17 protein-coding genes are annotated in these 17,213 nt (G+C 74.7%); 7 read left to right on the top strand and 10 right to left on the bottom strand.

Annotation, left to right across the window (positions count from 1 at the left end):
* Nucleotides 1-41 precede the first annotated feature (41 nt).
* Complete coding sequence (locus tag FGW31_RS31160) at nucleotides 42-2,255, bottom strand: lipase family protein (protein ID WP_233452613.1); 2,214 nt, start codon at nucleotides 2,253-2,255, stop codon at nucleotides 42-44.
* A gap of 411 nt (nucleotides 2,256-2,666) precedes the next feature.
* Between FGW31_RS31160 and FGW31_RS31155 the strand changes: the two genes are divergently transcribed.
* Entirely contained in the window at nucleotides 2,667-3,506 is an 840-nt protein-coding gene (locus FGW31_RS31155; protein WP_142196889.1) for a DeoR/GlpR family DNA-binding transcription regulator, read from the top strand.
* A 66-nt stretch (nucleotides 3,507-3,572) separates the two neighbouring features.
* Complete coding sequence (locus FGW31_RS31150) at nucleotides 3,573-4,043, top strand: SRPBCC family protein (protein ID WP_142196888.1); 471 nt, start codon at nucleotides 3,573-3,575, stop codon at nucleotides 4,041-4,043.
* On the opposite strand, the gene cds1 is transcribed toward FGW31_RS31150, so the two are convergent.
* Complete coding sequence (cds1, locus tag FGW31_RS31145) at nucleotides 4,044-5,171, bottom strand: L-cysteine desulfhydrase Cds1 (protein ID WP_142196887.1); 1,128 nt, start codon at nucleotides 5,169-5,171, stop codon at nucleotides 4,044-4,046. It lies immediately after the preceding gene.
* A 322-nt stretch (nucleotides 5,172-5,493) separates the two neighbouring features.
* Between cds1 and FGW31_RS31140 the strand changes: the two genes are divergently transcribed.
* A complete protein-coding gene (locus FGW31_RS31140; RefSeq protein WP_142196886.1) occupies nucleotides 5,494-5,817 on the top strand; it encodes a hypothetical protein in 324 nt (107 codons plus the stop codon).
* Between the two features lie 183 nt (nucleotides 5,818-6,000).
* Complete coding sequence (locus FGW31_RS31135; RefSeq protein ID WP_182675057.1) at nucleotides 6,001-6,546, top strand: ATP-binding protein; 546 nt, start codon at nucleotides 6,001-6,003, stop codon at nucleotides 6,544-6,546.
* A 170-nt stretch (nucleotides 6,547-6,716) separates the two neighbouring features.
* Here FGW31_RS31135 and FGW31_RS31130 read toward each other — a convergent pair whose 3' ends face one another.
* From FGW31_RS31130 to FGW31_RS31120, 3 genes are read right to left on the bottom strand one after another with little or no spacing between them, the layout of a single operon-like run.
* Nucleotides 6,717-9,278, bottom strand: coding sequence for an ABC transporter permease (locus tag FGW31_RS31130; RefSeq protein ID WP_142196884.1), 2,562 nt, complete (start codon nucleotides 9,276-9,278; stop codon nucleotides 6,717-6,719).
* Complete coding sequence (locus tag FGW31_RS31125) at nucleotides 9,275-10,036, bottom strand: ABC transporter ATP-binding protein (RefSeq protein WP_142196883.1); 762 nt, start codon at nucleotides 10,034-10,036, stop codon at nucleotides 9,275-9,277. Before FGW31_RS31125 ends, FGW31_RS31130 begins: the two co-directional genes overlap by 4 nt.
* Nucleotides 10,033-10,314: an SHOCT domain-containing protein gene (locus FGW31_RS31120; RefSeq protein ID WP_142196882.1), complete on the bottom strand. Its 282-nt coding sequence runs from the start codon at nucleotides 10,312-10,314 to the stop codon at nucleotides 10,033-10,035. Before FGW31_RS31120 ends, FGW31_RS31125 begins: the two co-directional genes overlap by 4 nt.
* A 184-nt stretch (nucleotides 10,315-10,498) precedes the next feature.
* Between FGW31_RS31120 and FGW31_RS31115 the strand changes: the two genes are divergently transcribed.
* Complete coding sequence (locus FGW31_RS31115) at nucleotides 10,499-11,077, top strand: TetR/AcrR family transcriptional regulator (protein ID WP_142196881.1); 579 nt, start codon at nucleotides 10,499-10,501, stop codon at nucleotides 11,075-11,077.
* 40 nt (nucleotides 11,078-11,117) lie between these two features.
* Complete coding sequence (locus tag FGW31_RS31110) at nucleotides 11,118-11,702, top strand: DUF4865 family protein (protein WP_142196880.1); 585 nt, start codon at nucleotides 11,118-11,120, stop codon at nucleotides 11,700-11,702.
* Nucleotides 11,703-11,795: 93 nt separating this feature from the next.
* Here FGW31_RS31110 and FGW31_RS31105 read toward each other — a convergent pair whose 3' ends face one another.
* The 4 genes from FGW31_RS31105 to FGW31_RS31090 all read right to left on the bottom strand — a co-directional run bounded on the left by FGW31_RS31105 (nucleotide 11,796) and on the right by FGW31_RS31090 (nucleotide 15,133).
* Complete coding sequence (locus FGW31_RS31105) at nucleotides 11,796-12,218, bottom strand: PPOX class F420-dependent oxidoreductase (RefSeq protein WP_142196879.1); 423 nt, start codon at nucleotides 12,216-12,218, stop codon at nucleotides 11,796-11,798.
* A 41-nt stretch (nucleotides 12,219-12,259) separates the two neighbouring features.
* On the bottom strand, nucleotides 12,260-13,150 hold the full coding sequence (locus FGW31_RS31100; RefSeq protein ID WP_142196878.1) for an NAD(P)-dependent oxidoreductase: 891 nt from the start codon (nucleotides 13,148-13,150) through the stop codon (nucleotides 12,260-12,262).
* On the bottom strand, nucleotides 13,147-14,421 hold the full coding sequence (locus tag FGW31_RS31095; RefSeq protein ID WP_142196877.1) for an ROK family protein: 1,275 nt from the start codon (nucleotides 14,419-14,421) through the stop codon (nucleotides 13,147-13,149). Before FGW31_RS31095 ends, FGW31_RS31100 begins: the two co-directional genes overlap by 4 nt.
* Before the next feature lie 61 nt (nucleotides 14,422-14,482).
* The gene (locus tag FGW31_RS31090) at nucleotides 14,483-15,133 is read right to left on the bottom strand and encodes an alpha-ketoglutarate-dependent dioxygenase AlkB family protein (protein ID WP_142196876.1); all 651 of its coding nucleotides are present in this window, start codon (nucleotides 15,131-15,133) and stop codon (nucleotides 14,483-14,485) included.
* Between the two features lie 68 nt (nucleotides 15,134-15,201).
* Between FGW31_RS31090 and FGW31_RS31085 the strand changes: the two genes are divergently transcribed.
* Entirely contained in the window at nucleotides 15,202-16,335 is a 1,134-nt protein-coding gene (locus FGW31_RS31085; RefSeq protein ID WP_142197297.1) for a methyltransferase, read from the top strand.
* On the opposite strand, the gene FGW31_RS31080 is transcribed toward FGW31_RS31085, so the two are convergent.
* Nucleotides 16,325-17,200 carry a class II fructose-bisphosphate aldolase gene (locus tag FGW31_RS31080; protein ID WP_142196875.1) on the bottom strand — a complete coding sequence of 292 codons (876 nt, stop codon included), beginning with the start codon at nucleotides 17,198-17,200 and terminating at the stop codon, nucleotides 16,325-16,327. The two genes, FGW31_RS31085 and FGW31_RS31080, sit on opposite strands and share 11 nt — an antisense overlap.
* Nucleotides 17,201-17,213: the final 13 nt, after the last annotated feature.

Raw genomic sequence — 17,213 nt, 5'->3', positions numbered from 1 at the left:
ACCCGGCCGGGCAACCCTCAGGTTCCGTCGGCCGGGTCCGGTCACCGGCCTGTCGGCGGCTCGTCCGTGTTCCGCGGTGCCGGCACCTCCGGGCGCAGGCGGGCGAGCAGCCGGCGGCGTTCCTCGGCGAACGCCGGGTCGGCCCGGTAGTCGGAGTGGCCGAGGATCGGGGCGGGCAGCGGATGCGTCGCGGTGCGGCCGTGCGCGAGCGGGTCCCTGAGGGCGGGACGGTCCACGTCGGGGCCGTCGTCGCCGGGCAGCCGCACCGGCCCGCCGATGGGGTCGGTGAGCCGGTAGAGGTTGCGCCAGCAGTCGACCTCCTGGTGCAGGGAGCCCAGCGCCTCCGGTCCGAAGTGGGCCGGGAACCAGCGGCCGTACAGGCGCTCCAGCGGGGAGCCGTAGGTCAGCAGGGCGACGCGGCGGCGGGTGGACGGCGGGAGCTGCCAGGCCGCCGCGGCGGCGAGGACACTGCCCTGGGAGTGGCCGGAGATCACCAGCCGGCCGCCGGTGGCGCGGGTCCAGGTGGCGATCCGCCAGGTCAGGTCGGGCACCGCGCGCTCGGCGTAGCAGGGCGGGGCGAAGGGGTGCGCGGCGCGCGGCCAGAAGGTGCCGACGTCCCAGAGGATGCCGATGGTGCGCCGGGCGGAGGCGTCCTTGTAGGCGCGGCGGCCGCCGGCGACCAGGACGATGAAGCCGAACCCGATCAGCCAGGAGCCCAGCGCCTGCGCGGTCTCGGCCGCGCCGTGGACGACGGCGTAGGAGCCGCGGGTCGCCTCGCCGGGCGTCCTGTCGGTGGCCAGGGCGCCGGCGAGGGCGCCGGCGCCCAGCAGCAGGGTCGCGGCGGAGAGGGCGGCGAGGATGCGCGGTCCGCGGTCGGTGAGCGCGGCCATGGCGCGCACGGAGGCGATGCGGCGGGTGCGGCCGGGGTCTGCGGCCTCGTCGGCGTACTCGCGTGCCACGGCGGCGCGTTCCGTGCGGGCGATGTGCCAGGCGCGCCGGGCCAGCCAGGCGGCCAGGCCCAGCAGCAGGACGAGCAGCGGCGGGATCACGGACGCCTGCCAGGTGAGCAGGACGGGCGGACCGGGCATCGAGGTCCCGGTGCCGTCCAGCCAGTCGGACACCCGCTGGGAGACGCCGCCGGACATCACACCGCCCAGGGCGCAGGCGAGCATGGCGACCGCGGGCCCCGCCAGGCCCCGGATGGCGGCGCGCCGGTCGGGGTCGCTGCGGTGCAGGGTGTGGGCGACGCCGGCGAGGACGATCACCAGCAGGCCCTGCGCGAGGGTGAGGGCGCCGAAGGCGGCGTCGCCGGGCAGCCGGCCGGCCGACTTCCATCCGGGGCGCTCCCAGCCGGCGTACAGCAGCGTGAGGGCGAGCACGACGAGCGCGGCGAGCGGCAGGTACCGCACCAGGTGCCGGTCGAGTGTGCCGTCCACGCGGCGTTCGGTGCGGCCGCGGCGGCAGACCACCCACACCACGACGCACGCCCCGGCGGCCAGCACCGCCTCCAGGAGGACGCCGAGGACGGCGAGGACGGCCGGTCCGCCCGGCTCGCGGTCCTGGCGGGCGGCGGCGGAGCCGACGGCGGCCGCGACCGTGAGCAGTCCGGCGGCGGTGTGGGCGGCGCGCAGCCGGGCGACCAGGCGCCGGCCGTACCAGAAGCCGGGGCGGTTCAGCGCGGTGCGGCCGGTGTCCTCCTCGGGTTCGTGGGACATCGGCTGCTGGGACTCGTACGCGTTCCAGGTGCGCAGGGACAGCAGCCACAGCAGGCCGGTGACGGCGGTGGGCACCAGGGCGGCGAGCGCGAGCCTGCGGCCGGGCGCGCTCCACCAGCCGTCGCCGGAGATCGCGGGCGAGAGGAAGCCGAGCCAGGAGTGCCGCTCGGCGCACGCGTACGTGCCGGCGCACTGCCAGGCGGCCAGGTCGAGGGCGACCTCGCAGGCGGCCGCGACGAACAGGACCGTCAGGCTCAGTCCGGCCAGCCGCACCAGCAGCCCGTACAGCCGGACCGTGCGCCTGCGGCCGCGGGCGGTGGGGCGCATCCAGTGCGCGAGGTTGACGACCATGAAGGGGAGCAGCAGCAGCCACAGGGCGCGGGTGCCGTTGCCGGAGGTGAGGTTGCACCAGACGTAGGCCTCGGGGACGGGTCCCTCGCGGCGTCCCGGTTCGCGTTCGGCGTCGGCGTCGTCGGCGCGGCGGAACACGGCGGCGGTGTCGTCGCCGGTGATCCGGACCGTGCGCGGGTCGTCGAGCATCTCCTGCGGTGTGGTGCCGCCCACTCCGTGGATCAGGAGTTCCAGAGCCGTTCCGGTGCCGGGCCGGTCGTCCGGCTCCGTGGCCGCTCCGGCCGTACTGCGTCGCTGCGTGTTCTCCACTGATGCGCACTTCCCCCGTGACGCGCCGTCGGTTCCGTCCGTGCGGGCTCAGGATCTCCCGTGGCGGGGCGGGCCCGCACCCCTCGTCACTCAATCTCCCCGATCCTGGTGACGGGCAAGCAACATACGGGACACCACTGACATGTGCGCGACGAACCACCGGTGGCGCCGCCGTGGGCCCGGCATGCGAGGATGGGACGTCCGCGCACCGGTGACGGGCGCGAACCTGCTCGGCGCGGCGGGCGCGCGGGGCGTGTGGGACGACTGTGCGGCGAAAGGACCGGAGCGTACGTGAGCGAGAATCAGAACCTCCTCGCGGAGCAGCGGCGCACCCTCATCCTGGACGAGGTCCGGCGCCGGGGCGGGGTCCGGGTCAACGAGCTGACCCGCAAGCTCGGCGTGTCGGACATGACGGTCCGCCGCGACCTCGACGCGCTGGCCCGCCAGGGCGTGCTGGAGAAGGTGCACGGCGGTGCGGTCCCGGTGGTCGAGGCGAGCACGCACGAGCCCGGTTTCGAGGCCAAGTCCGGCCTGGAGCTGAGCGCCAAGGAGGACATCGCGCGGGCGGCGGCCGAACTGGTCTCCCCCGGCGCGGCGATCGCACTCTCGGGCGGGACGACGACGTTCGCGCTGGCCCACCGCCTGCTCGACGTCCCCGATCTCACGGTGGTCACCAACTCGGTGCGGGTGGCCGACGTCTTCCACGCGGCGCAGCGCACCTCGGGCCCCCGGCAGGGCGCGGCCACGGTCGTGCTGACGGGTGGCGTGCGCACGCCGTCGGACTCGCTGGTGGGGCCGGTGGCCGACCAGGCGATCGCGGCGCTCCACTTCGACCTGCTGTTCCTCGGGGTGCACGGGATATCGGTGGAGGCGGGGCTGTCGACGCCGAACCTCGCGGAGGCCGAGACCAACCGGCGGCTGGTGCAGTCGGCGCGCCGCGTGGTGGTGGTGGCCGACCACACCAAGTGGGGCACGGTGGGCCTGAGTTCGTTCGCCTCGCTCGACCAGGTGGACACCCTCGTCACCGACTCCGGGCTGTCCGGGGACGCCCGCGCGCAGGTGGCCGAGCACCTGCGGCAGCTGGTGGTCGCGGGCGAGCCGGACAACTCCGCCGACACCGAAGACATCTGACGGCGCGTCGGCTACGGTCGCTGCCCGGCCGCCGCACCGCAGAACCGTCGTCGAAGGGGTTGTCCCATGGCTCACCGTCTGCGCCCCGTGGAACACGGGTTCACCAGGACCGCGCCCGTACGTCTGGTGTTCGGCCGGGAGGTCTCCGCCGCGCCGGAGCCGGTGTTCCGGGCGCTCGCCGAGGACGTGGCCGGCTGGAGTGACTGGTTCGGCGCGGTCACCCTCGCCCGCCCCCTCGACGGCGGTGCGGCGCGGGAGATCCGGCTCCGCGGCGGCAGCCGGTTCCGCGAGACGGTCCTCGTGACGCGGCCGCCCGAGGTGTACGCCTACCGCGTCGACCTGACCAACGCGCCCGGCGCCCGCGCCCTGGCCGAGGAGTGGGTGCTCGCGCCGGCCGGTACGGGCACGCGGGTGCGGTGGACGATCGCGGCCGACGGCACGGCGGCGTTCCGGCTCGCGCTGCGGGCCGCCCGGCCGGGCCTCGGCCTGGCCTTCCGCAACGCGGTGACCGCACTGGACCGCCGGCTCGCCCGGTGACTACCGGTCGGGCCACACACCGGTGTGCAGCAGGGATTCGATGGCCGCCGTGTAGGGCGCGATGTCCAGGCCCTGCTCGGCCAGCCAGGCGTCCGAGTAGTACTTGTCCAGGTACCGGTCCCCGGGGTCGCACAGCAGACTGACCACGCTGCCCCGCCGCCCCTCGGCCACCATCTCCGCGACGAGTTTCAGCGCGCTCCACAGTCCGGTGCCGGTGGAGCCGCCCGCCTTGCGGCCGATGGCCCGCTCCAGTGCCCGCACCGCCGCCACGCTCGCCGCGTCGGGCACCTTCATCATCCGGTCGATGGCGCCCGGCACGAAGCTGGGCTCCATCCGGGGCCGTCCGATGCCCTCGATCCGCGAACCGCGGTCGCAGGCGACGTCCGTGTCGCCGGTGGTCCAGCCCTGGAAGAAGCACGAGTTCTCCGGGTCGGCGACGCAGATGCGGGTGTCGTACTGCATGTAGTGGACGTAGCGGGCGAGGGTCGCCGAGGTGCCGCCGGTGCCGGCCGTGGCGACGATCCACGCCGGCTCGGGGAACCGCTCCAACTCCAGCTGGCGGAAGATCGATTCGGCGATGTTGTTGTTGCCGCGCCAGTCCGTGGCCCGCTCGGCGTAGGTGAACTGGTCCATGTAGTGGCCGCCGGTCTCCACCGCGAGGCGGGCGGACTCCTCGTACATCTTCCGTGAGTCGTCCACGAAGTGGCACTGCCCTCCGTGGAACTCGATCAGGCGGCACTTCTCGGCGCTCGTCGTGCGCGGCATGACGGCGATGAAGGGCACGCCGATCAGCTTGGCGAAGTACGCCTCGGACACGGCCGTGGAGCCGCTGGACGCCTCGATGACCGGGCGGCCGGGGCGGATCCAGCCGTTGCACAGCCCGTACAGGAACAGCGAGCGGGCCAGCCGGTGCTTGAGGCTGCCGGTCGGGTGCGTCGACTCGTCCTTGAGGTAGAGGTCGATGCCCCACCGCTCGGGCAGCGGGAAGAGCAGCAGGTGGGTGTCGGCCGAGCGGTTGGCGTCGGCCTGCACCCGGCGCACGGCCTCTTTCAGCCAGGCCCGGTAGGCCGGGTCGCTGCGGTCGACGTCGAGGGTGGCGCCGGTCAGGGTCTGTTCGGGAGTGCTCACGGAACGGCTCCTTACGCTGAGCGCCGACGGCGTCTCCCGCGGCCGGCACTCCGATCATAAGCACCATTGGCACCACCTCCCACCTGCATAAACACACCTTTGAGCCACCCCAAGGCGCTCCTGGGGGCCGGGGGCGCGGGGGCGCAGGGGCGCATTGGCGCGAGTGCTTCTCGCGCCCCGGGGAACGGGGGCGCGTGTACTGGTGCTCGACGGCGGGTGCGGGCAGACTGCACCGGCGGGAGCAAGGGCACACTGGATCTGGACAGGAGCCGGCCCGCGTCGCGCGGTCCGGCACACCGAAGCGCACAAGGGGGCGGGTGGCATGGCGGAGCCGGAGTTCACGGCCACGGGCGTGCGGATCGGCAAGCGGCTGCGTTCGCTCACCCGGGCCGGTCAGGTCCGGATCAGCGGCGGCCGGCTGGAGTTGCTCACCAGCTACGGCAGTGAGATCGACAGCGCGCCGGTGCAGGCGGTCCGTGCGTCACGGCCCTGGTTCGCGCCCGAGGACCGGGCGCTGGCCGACCTCAACGGCAAGCGGTACCTGCTGACCCTCGGCGACCACGACCCCGCGCCGGGGGAACCGGGCCCGCCCGCGGCCCGCCGTTTCATCGAGGCCGTCCGCCGGGCGTCGGGGCGCGGCGCCTGAGATGCCCGCGAGTTGCGCCACCCCACCCCCTGCGTCACTCTGGTCTCACGTCACTCTGGGTTTACCGGCGATAACGCTGCGAACCAGCCCGCCGGCCACGACAGCAGGCGGCAGTGTCACGCAGGCGCCCTGCTGGATCCGTACTCCGTGTTCTTCCGGACCTCACGTCGGGGAGTCGCAGCCGTGATCACTTACCCAAGCAGGCACTGCACCGTGGAGCTCCAAGCCCTGCCGTCGCGGATCGGCCAGATCCGCAGAATCGTATCTGCGCAGTTGCGCTACTGGCACATGGATTCGCTGATAGACCGGGCCTCGCTCGGTGTGACGGAGCTGTTGTCCAACGTCCACCGGCACGCCCGGCCCGACAAGACGTGCACCGTCGAGATGGAGCTGCAGCTCGACCGGCTCAAGGTCTCGGTGCGCGACCACGACCCCCGACTGCCGGTCGTGGAGGAAGCCGGTCCGCTCGCCACGTGCGGACGCGGGCTGGCGATGGTGGCCGCGATGAGCGAGAGCTGGGGCGTGGTGCCGGACGGCGAGTCGGGCAAGACCGTCTGGTTCACCCTGCCGACGCCGGCCGCGGTCGCCCCGGTGACCCGGGACCGGCTCCCGCGGCTCACCGGCGGCGAACTCGCCGACCACCGCTTCGCGGAGGTCGCCCTCGTCGACGCCGCCACCGAGGGCCACCGGCCCGAACCCGCTCCCGCCCGGTCGGCCGTTGTCGGCTGACCGGGCGGTGACACACCCTGTTCCCGGCTCGGCCCCCAGGGGCCGCCGGGCCGGTGTCGGGACGGTGAGCGCGCTCGGCCCTTTCCGGACCGGTGCGCGCTCACCGTCCCGACACCGGCGGGCCCTTCGGACTTCCGCACCGCCGGCATGGGGACACGTGATGCGGGTCCTCACTCCGTGGCGACGGCGCGCAGCACGTCGAGGCGGGCCGCTCGGCGGGCCGGGCGCACACCGGCGAGGGCGCCGGCCGCCAGGCCGACCAGCGCGACCACGGCGAGTTGCAGGGGCGGCAGCGCGAAGGCGAAGGCACTGTCGCTCGCTCCGTCCGACGCGGCCACCAGGACCCAGCCGAGGAAGGCGCCCAGGACGAGTCCGCCCGCGGTGCCGAACGCGGCGACCAGGACCGACTCCCAGCGGACCATGGCCCGCAGCTGGGAGCGGGTCTGGCCGACGGCCCTGAGCAGTCCCAGCTCACGGGTGCGTTCGTGGACCGCCAGGGTGAGGGTGTTGGCGATGCCGAGCAGCGCGATGAGCACGGCCAGCGCGAGCAGCGCGTAGACCAGGGTCAGCATCATGTCGATGCCGCCGGCCGAGGACTCGGCGTACTCCTGACGCGTCTGCACCTCGGGGTTGCCGTAATCGTCGGCGACCCGCTGCACGGCGGCCGCGCCCGCGGCGGTGTCCACGCCGTCGGCGAAGGTGACCGCGACGAGGGTGTCGGCGTCCTGCGTGCGGTGCGGGGCCCAGGCCGCGCGCGTGATGACGTAGTCGCCGGCGAGTTCCGACTGCCCGTAGACGGCACGGACCGTGAACGCCTTCTCCTCGCCGTCGGTGAAGGTGAGCCGGGTGGTGTCGCCGGGGCTGACACCGAGCCGGTCGGCCTCCTGCCGGATGACCGCGATGCCGTCGGTGCCGAGCGCGTCCAGGGAGCCGTCGATCTCGCCGAGGTCGAAGGTGCGTTGCAGGGCGACCGGGTCGGTGACGGTCAACGCCCGTCCGTCGCCGTCGACTTCGGCGACGCCCCGGCCGAGCCCGACGGCGGTGTCCACCTCGGGCAGCTCGGCGACGGCGCCGGCCAGCCGCGGGCTCAGTCCGCTGCCGCCCGCGCCGAACGACGGCGCGCTGACGGCGACGTCGCCCGCGAAGGACCGGGAGACCGTCCGGTCCATGGTCGCCTTCAGCGACGCCCCGAACACCGTGAACAGCGACACCACGGCCACGCCGATCATCAGGGCGCTCGCGGTGGCGGCCGTGCGCTTCGGGCTGCGCAGCGCGTTGCGCCGGGCGAGGGAGCCGGTGACGCCGCGCAGCCGGTCCAGCGGGCTGCCGAGGACACGTACGGCGGCGGACGAGGCCACGGGCCCGAGGACCACGAAGGCGACCAGGGCCAGGACGGCGCCGGTTCCGGCCAGCCAGACGGACGGGGTCACCAGGACACCGGTGAGCGTGATGGCGAGGGCCAGCGCCGCGAGGCCGGTGCCGGCGACCGCGCGGGTGCGGGAGGCGCCGGAGGCGTCGACGGCCGTCTCGCGCAGCGCCGCCAGCGGCGCGGTGCGCCCGGCGCGCACGGCCGGCAGCAGGGCCGAGCCCAGGCAGACCACGACGCCGACGGCGAGCGGCAGCAGCAGCGACACCGGGCCGACCACCAGCGCGCCCTCCGGGAAGGGGAAGCCGATCGCCGGGAACAGCGCCTGGAGTCCCGCCGCGATGCCGATGCCGCCCGCCAGTCCGGCCGCCGAGGCGGTCAGGGCCACCGCGCTCGCCTCCGTCAGGGTGGCGGCGGTGACCTGGCGGCGCGAGGCACCCAGCGCCCGCAGCAGGGCGTTCTCGCGGGTGCGCTGCGCGACGACGATCGCGAAGGTGTTGTGGATGGAGAACGTCGCCACCAGCAGGGCGACACCGGAGAACACCAGCAGGAACAGCGTGAACAGGTCCAGGAACTGGCCGGAGATCATCTCGTTGTTCTCCTCGGCCGACTCCTGGCCGGTGACGGCCTCGACGCCCTCGGGCAGCACCGGGGCGAGCCGGTCGACCAGTTCCTCCTGGCTCACGCCGGGTCCGGCCCGCACCAGGATGCTCGCCGCCCGACCGGGCCCGGCCGTGAGGTACCTCTCGGCGTCGGCCCGGGTCATGCCGGTGTAGGTCACCTGGGCCATGCCGTCCTCGCCGCCGAAGGTCGCGAGGCCGACGACGGTCACCTCGACCGGGTCCGGGGTGCGCAGCACGGTGGTGTCGCCGACGGCCAGGCCGCCCCGCTCGGCCGTGCCGCGGTTCACCACGACCTCGCCGGACTTCTGCGGGGCGCGGCCCTCGGCGAGGCGGTAGGGGTTCAGTTCGGGGTCGGTGATCCAGTTGCCGGCGACGGTGGGCGGTCCCTGGCCGCCGATCGGCTCGCCGTCCGCGCCGACGAGCTGCCCGGCGCCCTGGATGTCGGGGGCGGCCGCGGCGACGCCCGGGACCCGCTCGACGGTGCGCGTCAGGTCCGCGGCCACCGGCTGCCGTACGCCCTGGCTCTCGCCGGGGGTGGTGATGGCGTCGGCGCTGCGGACGACGGCGTCGGTGCCGGCGGCCGCGTTGCCGAACATGGAGTCGAAGCTCGCGCGGAGCGTGTCGCCCATGACGAGGGTGCCGGCCAGGAAGGCCACGCCCAGGAACACGGCGAGGAACGTCCCGGCGAAGCGGCGCCTGTGGGCGCGCAGGGAGGACGCGCTCAGACGTACGGAGGTGTTCATGAGGGCACCTCGAAGGCTTTCATCCGGTCCAGGACCGCGTCGGCGGTCGGGGCTTCCATCCGGTCGACCAGGCGCCCGTCGGCGAGGAAGACCACCTCGTCGGCGTGGGCGGCGGCGACCGGGTCGTGGGTGACCATGACGACGGTGCGGCCGGTCTGCCGGACGGTGCGGCCGAGCAGCCCGAGCACCTCCTCGCCGGAGCGGGAGTCGAGGTTGCCGGTCGGCTCGTCGGCGAAGACCACGTCGGGCCGGCCGGCGAACGCCCGGGCCACCGCGACGCGTTGCTGCTGCCCGCCGGACAGTTCCGCGGGCCGGTGCCGCAGCCGGTCGCGCAGGCCGACGACGTCGATCAGGGCGTCGATCCACTCGGCGTCCGACCCGCCGCCCCCGCCCGCGAGATCGAGCGGCAGGGTGATGTTCTCCGCGACGGTGAGCGTGGGCACCAGGTTGAACGCCTGGAACACGAAGCCCACGCGGTCGCGGCGCAGCAGGGTGAGGCGGCGGTCGTCGAGGCCGCCCAGTTCCGTGTCGCCGATCCAGGCGGCTCCGGAGGTGAGGGTGTCCAGTCCGGCCGCGCAGTGCATCAGGGTGGACTTGCCGGAGCCCGAGGGCCCCATGATCGCGGTGAACCGGCCCGCCGGGAACGTCACGGACACGCCGTCCAGGGCCCGTACGGCGGTGTCGCCGGCCCCGTACACCTTGACGGCGTCGACGACCCGCGCGGCGGAGCGGGTGGCGGTGGTGGTCGTGGTGCTCATGCCGCACCGCCCTTTCCGGGCCGGCCGAACTGCTCGTCCAGGACGGACAGCCGGCGCCAGTACTCGTCCTCGTCGATCTCACCGGAGGCGAAGCGGTGGCCGAGCACCGTGATGGGCGAGTGGTCGTCGGGCGCGGGCCGTCCGGGTCCGCCGCGTCCGCGCCACCCGGTGCGGCGCAGCAGTGCGATGCCGCCGCCGATGACCAGGGCCCAGATCACGGGGAGGAACAGGATCCACGGGCCGGGCCCGCCGTCGCCGAAGTGCGCCAGGGTCTGCATGATCGTCAACTCCTCGGGTGCGGTGTCTCGTCGCTCCGTCGCGACACCTCGAGCGTCGTCCCGCGAGGGGGTCCGGGTCGTCGTACGGCCAGCGGCAGTGCGCGTACCTCCCGGGGAGTACGCGGGCGGCCGGCGGCTGCTCCCGCCTCCGGGCGGACGCCGATCGACGACTGTACCTACTGGTATGTACAGTGGCGGGATGAGCACCTCGGAGCGACTCATCGAGTCCACCCGCGCGCTGCTGTGGGAGCGCGGTTACGTGGGCACCAGCCCCAAGGCGATCCTGGAACGCGCGGGCGCGGGCCAGGGCAGCATGTACCACCACTTCAAGGGGAAACCGGATCTCGCGCTGGCCGCGATCCGGCGCACCGCCGAGGAGATGGTGGCCACGACCACGGCCGTGCTCGACGGGCCGGGAACACCGTACGAGCGCATCGAGGCGTATCTGCTGCGCGAGCGGGAGGTGCTGCGCGGCTGCCCGGTCGGACGGCTCACCATGGACCCGGAGGTCGTCGCCGACGACGCGTTGCGCGCCCCGGTGGACGAGACCCTGGACCGGCTGCGCGCCCGGCTGGCGGAGGTCGTCGAAGAGGGCAAGGGGCAGGGCGAGTTGGCGCCGGGCCTGGACAGCGCGGAGATCGCCGCGACCGTCGTCGCGACCGTCCAGGGCGGCTACGTCCTGGCCCGTGCCTCCGGTTCCCCGGCCGCCTTCGACGCGGGCGTGCGCGGTCTGCTCGCGCTGCTCGCGCCGCGGCACCGATAGCCCGCCCCCTTCTCGTCGACTCCGCACCGGGAGGCCCTGGTTGCACGCCCTGCAGTACGAACTGACGCTGCCCGCCGACTACGACATGCGGATCGTCCGGGACCGGGTGGCCCGGCGCGGGCATCTGCTCGACGCCTGGCCGGGCCTCGGCGTCAAGGCGTACCTGGTGCGCGAGCGCGGGGTGCACGGCTCGCCGGTCAACCAGTACGCGCCGTTCTACCTGTGGAACACGGTGGAGGGCATGAACGCCTTCCTCTGGGGCGGCGGCTTCCAGGGCATCGCCGACGACTTCGGACGGCCCCCGGCGCGGCAGTGGACGGGCCTGGCGTACGAGGAGGGCGTGGCCGCGGACGCCCCGGCCGTCGTCGCCGTACGGCACCGGCGTCCCGTGCCGGACGGGGTGCCGGTGGGCGAGGTGGCCGAGGAGGCGGTCCGGGAGTGCGGGCGGCCGGCCGCGGCGGACGGTGCGGTCCTCGCGGCGGCGGCCGTGGACACCGCCCGCTGGGAGCTGGTGCACGTCTCGCTCTGGCGGCACGACGCGCCGGAGGCGGACGGCGAGGTCTTCCAGGTGCTGCACCTGTCGGCACCCGAGCGTGACCGGCTCCCGCGGGGACGCCAGTGGTGAACCGCGTATGCGGTGCCGCATCGCGGCCTCGCCGTGCGTCCCGGCCGGGCCTTCCGCCGTGGACCGGCGCCGAGCCCGGCCGGACGTCCGGGGTCAGCCGCCCGACTGGTCGCTGTCCTTCATCGCGCCCCAGCCGTGCCAGCGCTCCACCTCGATCCAGGCGCTGACCCGGGCCCGCTTGCGCTCCGGGTACGGGTTGCCGGTGTAGTGCCGGGCGAGGCGGTCGATGTCGGCCAGGCCCTCGTCGTCGTACAGCTCGACGACGCGGCCGATCAGGGTGACGTGGGTGTACCAGTCGTCGCCGGCCAGGACCGTGAGGGTGACGCGCGGGTCGCGGCGCAGGTGCTTCAGGCGCACCCGGCCCTCGTCGAGGTTGATCAGCACACGGCCGTTCTCCCACAGGTACCAGGTGGCGGTGGAGACGGGCGCTCCGTCGGAGCGGAGCGTGGCCATGACGCAGGGGTTGGGGCGGCGCAGCAGGGCGTCGGCCTCGGGCGGCAGCGGGGGCTCGGACACTACGGACTCCTCGGTGTGCTCGGCAGCGGGGGGCGTCGGGGTCAGGCGGTGGGGCCGTCGTCGAAGCTGGCGTAGTAGGCGGCGGCCATGTCCTCGTCGCCGTGGCCCAGGCCTGCGGCGCGCTCCAGCCGTTCGGCGCTCGCGGCGGCCACGTCCAGGCGGACGCCGTGCCGTTCGCCGGCCTGCTCGATCAGCCTGGCGTCCTTGGCGGCGGTGGTCACGGCGAACTGGGCCGGGGAGAGCCGCCCGTCGAGGATGAGGCCGGCCTTCGCCCGCAGGTAACCCATGTCGAGCGGGCCGCCGGCGATGAGGTCGAAGAAGGCGTCCGGTGCGACGTCCAGGGCTTTGGCCAGGGCGAGCGTCTCGCCGGTGGCGGCGGTGGCCGCGAGGACCCAGCTGTTGGCGACCAGCTTCAGACGGGTGGCGCTGCCGGCCGCGCCGTCCTCGCCGGTCCACACCGTGCGGGCGCCCACGGCGTCGAACACCGGGGTCACCGTGTCCCGGCCCCCGGCGGGCCCGGCGGCGAGCACGGTCAGCTGCCCGGCCTCGGCGGGCTGGCGGGTGCCGAGGACCGGGGCGTCGTAGAAGAGCAGGCCGTGCCCGTCGGCGAAGGCGGCCAGTTCGGCGACGCCGTCGAGGCCCGCGGTGGTGGACTGCACCCAGACGGTTCCGGGACGCAGCGCGGGTGCCGCCCGGCGCATCGTCTCCAGGGTGGCGGCACCGTCGTGCAGCATCGTCAGGACGACGTCGGCGGACCCGACCGCCTCGGCGGGCTCGTCGGCGAGGTGCGCGCCGTCGGCGGCGAGCGGCTCGGCCTTGGCGCGGGTGCGGTTCCAGACGTGGACGGTGTGGCCCGCGCGGAGGAGGTTGCGGGCCATCGCGGCGCCCATGATGCCGGTGCCCAGGACGCTGACGGTGAGCTGGTCGGTCATGACGTCGGCTTTCTGTCGGTCGGTCGGTCTTCGGGGACCAGTGCCCCGAGCGGGTCGTCCAGCACCGGCTGCCAGGCGAGTTCGCCCGCACCGACCAGGCTGTTGTGGTCCAGGGTGCAGGGCAGGATCGGGACGCCGCCGCTGCGGCCCCACAGGCTGCGGTCGGCGACGACGGCGCGGAGCCGGTCCGGGTCGGCCTCCAGCAGGGTGCGGTGCAGGCCGCCGAGGATGATGCGGTCCGGGTTGAGGATGTTCACCAGTCCCGCGAGCCCCAGACCGAGCCGGTCGATGAGCGCCTCCGTGGCGGTACGGACGTCCGGTTGGTGGTACTGGCCGCGGATCAGGTCCTCCGCCTGCTTCAGCAGGGACATCTCGGGGCCCGGTGCGCGTCCCGCCGCGGTCAGCAGGGCCAGCGGGTCCGCCTCCACGTCGAGGCAGCCGCGACTGCCGCAGTGGCAGGGGCGGCCCTCGGGGTTGACGGTGAGGTGGCCGACCTCCAGGGCGAGTCCCGAACTGCCGGAGTGCAGGCGGCCGTCGAGGACCAGCGCGCCGCCCACCCCGCGGTGGCCGGTGGCCACGCACAGCAGGTCGCGGGAGCCGCGCCCGGCGCCGTGCCGGTGCTCGGCGAGGGCGATGAGGTTGACGTCGTTGGCCGCGAACGCGGGCCCCTGGAGTCCAGCCGCACGCACCTGCTCGGCGAAGATCTCCCGCACCGGCGCGCCCGCGGGCCAGGCCAGGTGCAGCGGGTTGAGGGCCAGGCCCTCCGGTTCGGCCACGGCCGACGGCACCGCGAGCCCGGCGCCCACGCACCGCCGTCCGGTCTCCCGCAGCAGTTCGGCGCCGGCCGCGACGACGGAGCCGAGGACCTTCGCCGGGTCGGCGTCGACGACCTCGCAGCCGGGCGCGGTGGCGACGATCCGGCCGCCGAGCCCGACCAGCGCGGCGCGGAAACCGTCGGCGTGCACCTGCGCGGCGAGCGCCACCGGGCCGTCCTCGGCGACGGACAGCCGGTGCGAGGGGCGGCCCTGCGAACCGGCCGCCGCGCCGGGCCGGGCGTCCACCCGGATCAGGCCCAGTGCCTCCAGTTCGGCGGCCACCGCTCCGGCCGTCGCGCGGGTCACCCCGAGTTCGGCGGTGAGCACCGCGCGGGTGGGGGCGCGTCCGGTGTGGACGAGCTCCAGCGCGGGGCCGAGCGCGCCGCGCCCCCGGTCCAGCCGCGTCCTCGAGGTGGTCCCTTCCCCCGCCGGCCGGGGGTCCGCCTTCCCGCTCATGAGGGCGAGTCTCCCATGATCCGCGGCCCGGCCGCTCCGGCGGTGACACGCCGCAGGCGCCCTACAGTCCGCTGACCCGCAGCGTGATGTTGAGCCGTCCAACCAGCCCCAACTCGGGCGGTGCCGTGCCCGGCAGCACCCGGGGGACGCCGTGGTGGGCGAAGCGGGAGGGGCCGCCGAACACGAACAGGTCGCCGCTGCGCAGCTCGACGTCCGTCCAGGGGCGGGTGCGGGTCTCGGTGTTGCCGAAGCGGAACACGCACGTGTCGCCGAGGCTCAGCGACACCACGGGCGCGTCCGCCTTCTCGTCGCTGTCGCGGTGCATGCCCATGCGGGCGTCGCCGTCGTAGAAGTTGACGAGCGCGATGTCGTACGCCGCCTCCCGCGCGGCCCCGGCTCCCAGTGCGTCGGCCACCGCACGGCGGGCCAGCGCGCCGAGGTGGGCGGGGAAGGGTTTCACGGGTGCGCCGTCGCCGTCGACGACGGTGCGGGCGTAGCCGTACGGGTACCAGTGCCATCCGAGGCACACCTGCCGGGCGGTCATGGTGCCGCCGCCGGGCGTGCGGACGGTGCGCAGTCCGGCGGGCGGCCCGGCCCACTCCCGGCAGGCGGCGAGCAGCTTGCGCTGCTCGCGCGCATCCAGCCAGTCCGGTACGTGCACCGCGCCGGGCGCGATCTCGGCCCGGGCCCTGGGGAACAGCTCGGCGTCCATGCCTCCCATCCTGCCGGACGCGGCCCGCGCCGGGGCTCGGCTAGCCTGGCAGCACGATGAACGACCGCATGACGACTCCGTGGGGCGAGCTCGCGCTGGCCCGGTTTCCCGAGGACCCGCGCGACCGGCTGCGTGCCTGGGACGCCTCCGACGCGTATCTGCTGCGGCATCTCGCCGAGCGGCCGGTCGCGCCGTCGGGCACGGTCGTGGTCCTCGGCGACCGCTGGGGCGCGCTGGTCACGGCGCTCGCGGCGCACCGGCCGACGCAGATCACCGACTCCTGGCTCGGTCAGGAGGCGACCCGCGCCAACCTGGCCCGCAACGGCGTCGAGGCGGGCACGGTGCGGCTGCTCACCACGCAGGACCCGCCGCCGGACCGGATCGACGTGCTGCTGGTGCGGGTGCCGAAGAGCCTGGCGCTGCTGGAGGACCAGTTGCTGCGGCTGGCGCCCGCGGTGCACGCGGACACGGTCGTCGTCGGCACCGGCATGGTGAAGGAGATCCACACCTCGACGCTGGCGACGTTCGAGCGGATCCTCGGCCCGACCCGCACCTCGCTCGCCGAGCAGAAGGCCCGTCTGATCTTCTGCACGCCGGATCCCGCGCTGGAGCGTCCCGCCAACCCCTGGCCGTACCGCTACACGCTGCCCGACGGGATCGGCCCCGTCTCCGGCCGGACCGTCGTCAACCACGCGGGTGTCTTCTGCGCCGACCGCCTCGACATCGGCACCCGCTTCTTCCTCGGACACCTGCCCGCCGGGAGGAGCGGCGGACGGGTGGTGGACCTGGGCTGCGGCAACGGTGTGGTCGGTACGGCTACGGCACTGGCGGACCCGCGGGCCGAGGTGCTGTTCGTGGACGAGTCGTTCCAGGCGGTGGCGTCCGCCGAGGCCACGTACCGGGCGAACGGGCTGTCCGGGCCGGCCGAGTTCCGGGTCGGTGACGGCCTGGCGGGCGTGCCGGCGGGCAGTGCCGGCCTGGTGCTGAACAATCCGCCGTTCCACTCCCACCAGGCGACCACCGACGCCACCGCCTGGCGCATGTTCACCGGCGCCCGGCGCGCGCTGCGCCCGGGTGGCGAGCTGTGGGTGGTCGGCAACCGGCACCTCGGCTACCACGTGAAGCTGCGGCGGTTGTTCGGCAACAGCGAAGTGGTGGCGTCCGACCGGAAGTTCGTGGTGCTGAGGGCGGTCAAGCGGTAGCGCGCGGCGCCGGGAGCGGGCGCAGCGCCGTGATGACGTCCGCGACCGCCCGGGTCATCGCCTCCCGTCCCACCGTGAGGTAGTCGCGGGAGTCGACCGCTTCCGGATGCGCGGTGAGGTACTTCCTGACGGCGCCGGTCATCGCGATGTTCAGGGCGGTGCCGATGTTGACCTTGGTGATGCCGCCGGTGACCGCGGCGGCGAGTTCCTCGTCGGGCAGGCCGGAGGAGCCGTGCAGGACGAGGGGGACGTCCAGGGCGGCGGACAGCCGTTCGAGCAGGGCGTGGTCTAGGGCCGCGGTGCGGGTGGTCATGGCGTGGGTGGTGCCGACGGCGACGGCCAGCGCGTCCACGCCGGAGTCCGCGACGAACGCGCGGGCCTGGTCGGGATCGGTACGGGCGCCGGGGGCGTGGGCGTCCAGCGGGCCCTGACCGTCCTTCCCGCCGATCTCTCCCAACTCGGCCTCGATCCACAGCCCGTGGGCGTGGGCCCAGTCGGCGGCGGCGCGGGTCGCGGCGAGGTTGTCGGCGTACGGCAGCCGGGCCGCGTCGTACATCACCGACCCGAACCCGGCGTCTGGTGCCTGCCGCAGCAGGGTGTCGCTGCGGACGTGGTCGAGGTGCAGCGCGACGGGTACGGCGGCGTGTTCGGCGGCGGCGACGGCGGCACGGGCGAGCGGCAGCAGCCGTCCCCGGCGGAACGCGACGGCGTTCTCGCTGACCTGGAGGACGACGGGGGCGTCGACCGACTCGGCGCCGGCGACGACGGCCTCGATGTGTTCGAGGGTGATGATGTTGAAGGAGGCGACCGCGGAGCGGTCGGCGGCGGCACGGGCGACGAGTTCGCCGGTGGTGGTGAGGGGCACGGCCGGTCCTTTC

The organism is Streptomyces calvus, assembly GCF_006782915.1.
Taxonomy (GTDB): Bacteria; Actinomycetota; Actinomycetes; order Streptomycetales; family Streptomycetaceae; genus Streptomyces; species Streptomyces calvus.
The sequence above is the reverse complement of the archived record's forward strand: the minus strand, read 5'-3'. Positions and strand labels throughout refer to the sequence as shown.

What these genes read in the sequence shown, in the direction of transcription:
- FGW31_RS31160 (WP_233452613.1), bottom strand. Translation starts at nt 2,255, where the DNA reads ATGCTCGACGACCCGCGCACGGTCCGGATCACCGGCGACGACACCGCC.
- FGW31_RS31150 (WP_142196888.1), top strand. Translation starts at nt 3,573, where the DNA reads ATGGCTCACCGTCTGCGCCCCGTGGAACACGGGTTCACCAGGACCGCG.
- FGW31_RS31140 (WP_142196886.1), top strand. Translation starts at nt 5,494, where the DNA reads ATGGCGGAGCCGGAGTTCACGGCCACGGGCGTGCGGATCGGCAAGCGG.
- FGW31_RS31130 (WP_142196884.1), bottom strand. Translation starts at nt 9,278, where the DNA reads ATGAACACCTCCGTACGTCTGAGCGCGTCCTCCCTGCGCGCCCACAGG.
- FGW31_RS31125 (WP_142196883.1), bottom strand. Translation starts at nt 10,036, where the DNA reads ATGAGCACCACGACCACCACCGCCACCCGCTCCGCCGCGCGGGTCGTC.
- FGW31_RS31120 (WP_142196882.1), bottom strand. Translation starts at nt 10,314, where the DNA reads ATGCAGACCCTGGCGCACTTCGGCGACGGCGGGCCCGGCCCGTGGATC.
- FGW31_RS31115 (WP_142196881.1), top strand. Translation starts at nt 10,499, where the DNA reads ATGTACAGTGGCGGGATGAGCACCTCGGAGCGACTCATCGAGTCCACC.
- FGW31_RS31100 (WP_142196878.1), bottom strand. Translation starts at nt 13,150, where the DNA reads ATGACCGACCAGCTCACCGTCAGCGTCCTGGGCACCGGCATCATGGGC.
- FGW31_RS31095 (WP_142196877.1), bottom strand. Translation starts at nt 14,421, where the DNA reads ATGAGCGGGAAGGCGGACCCCCGGCCGGCGGGGGAAGGGACCACCTCG.
- FGW31_RS31090 (WP_142196876.1), bottom strand. Translation starts at nt 15,133, where the DNA reads ATGGACGCCGAGCTGTTCCCCAGGGCCCGGGCCGAGATCGCGCCCGGC.
- FGW31_RS31085 (WP_142197297.1), top strand. Translation starts at nt 15,202, where the DNA reads ATGACGACTCCGTGGGGCGAGCTCGCGCTGGCCCGGTTTCCCGAGGAC.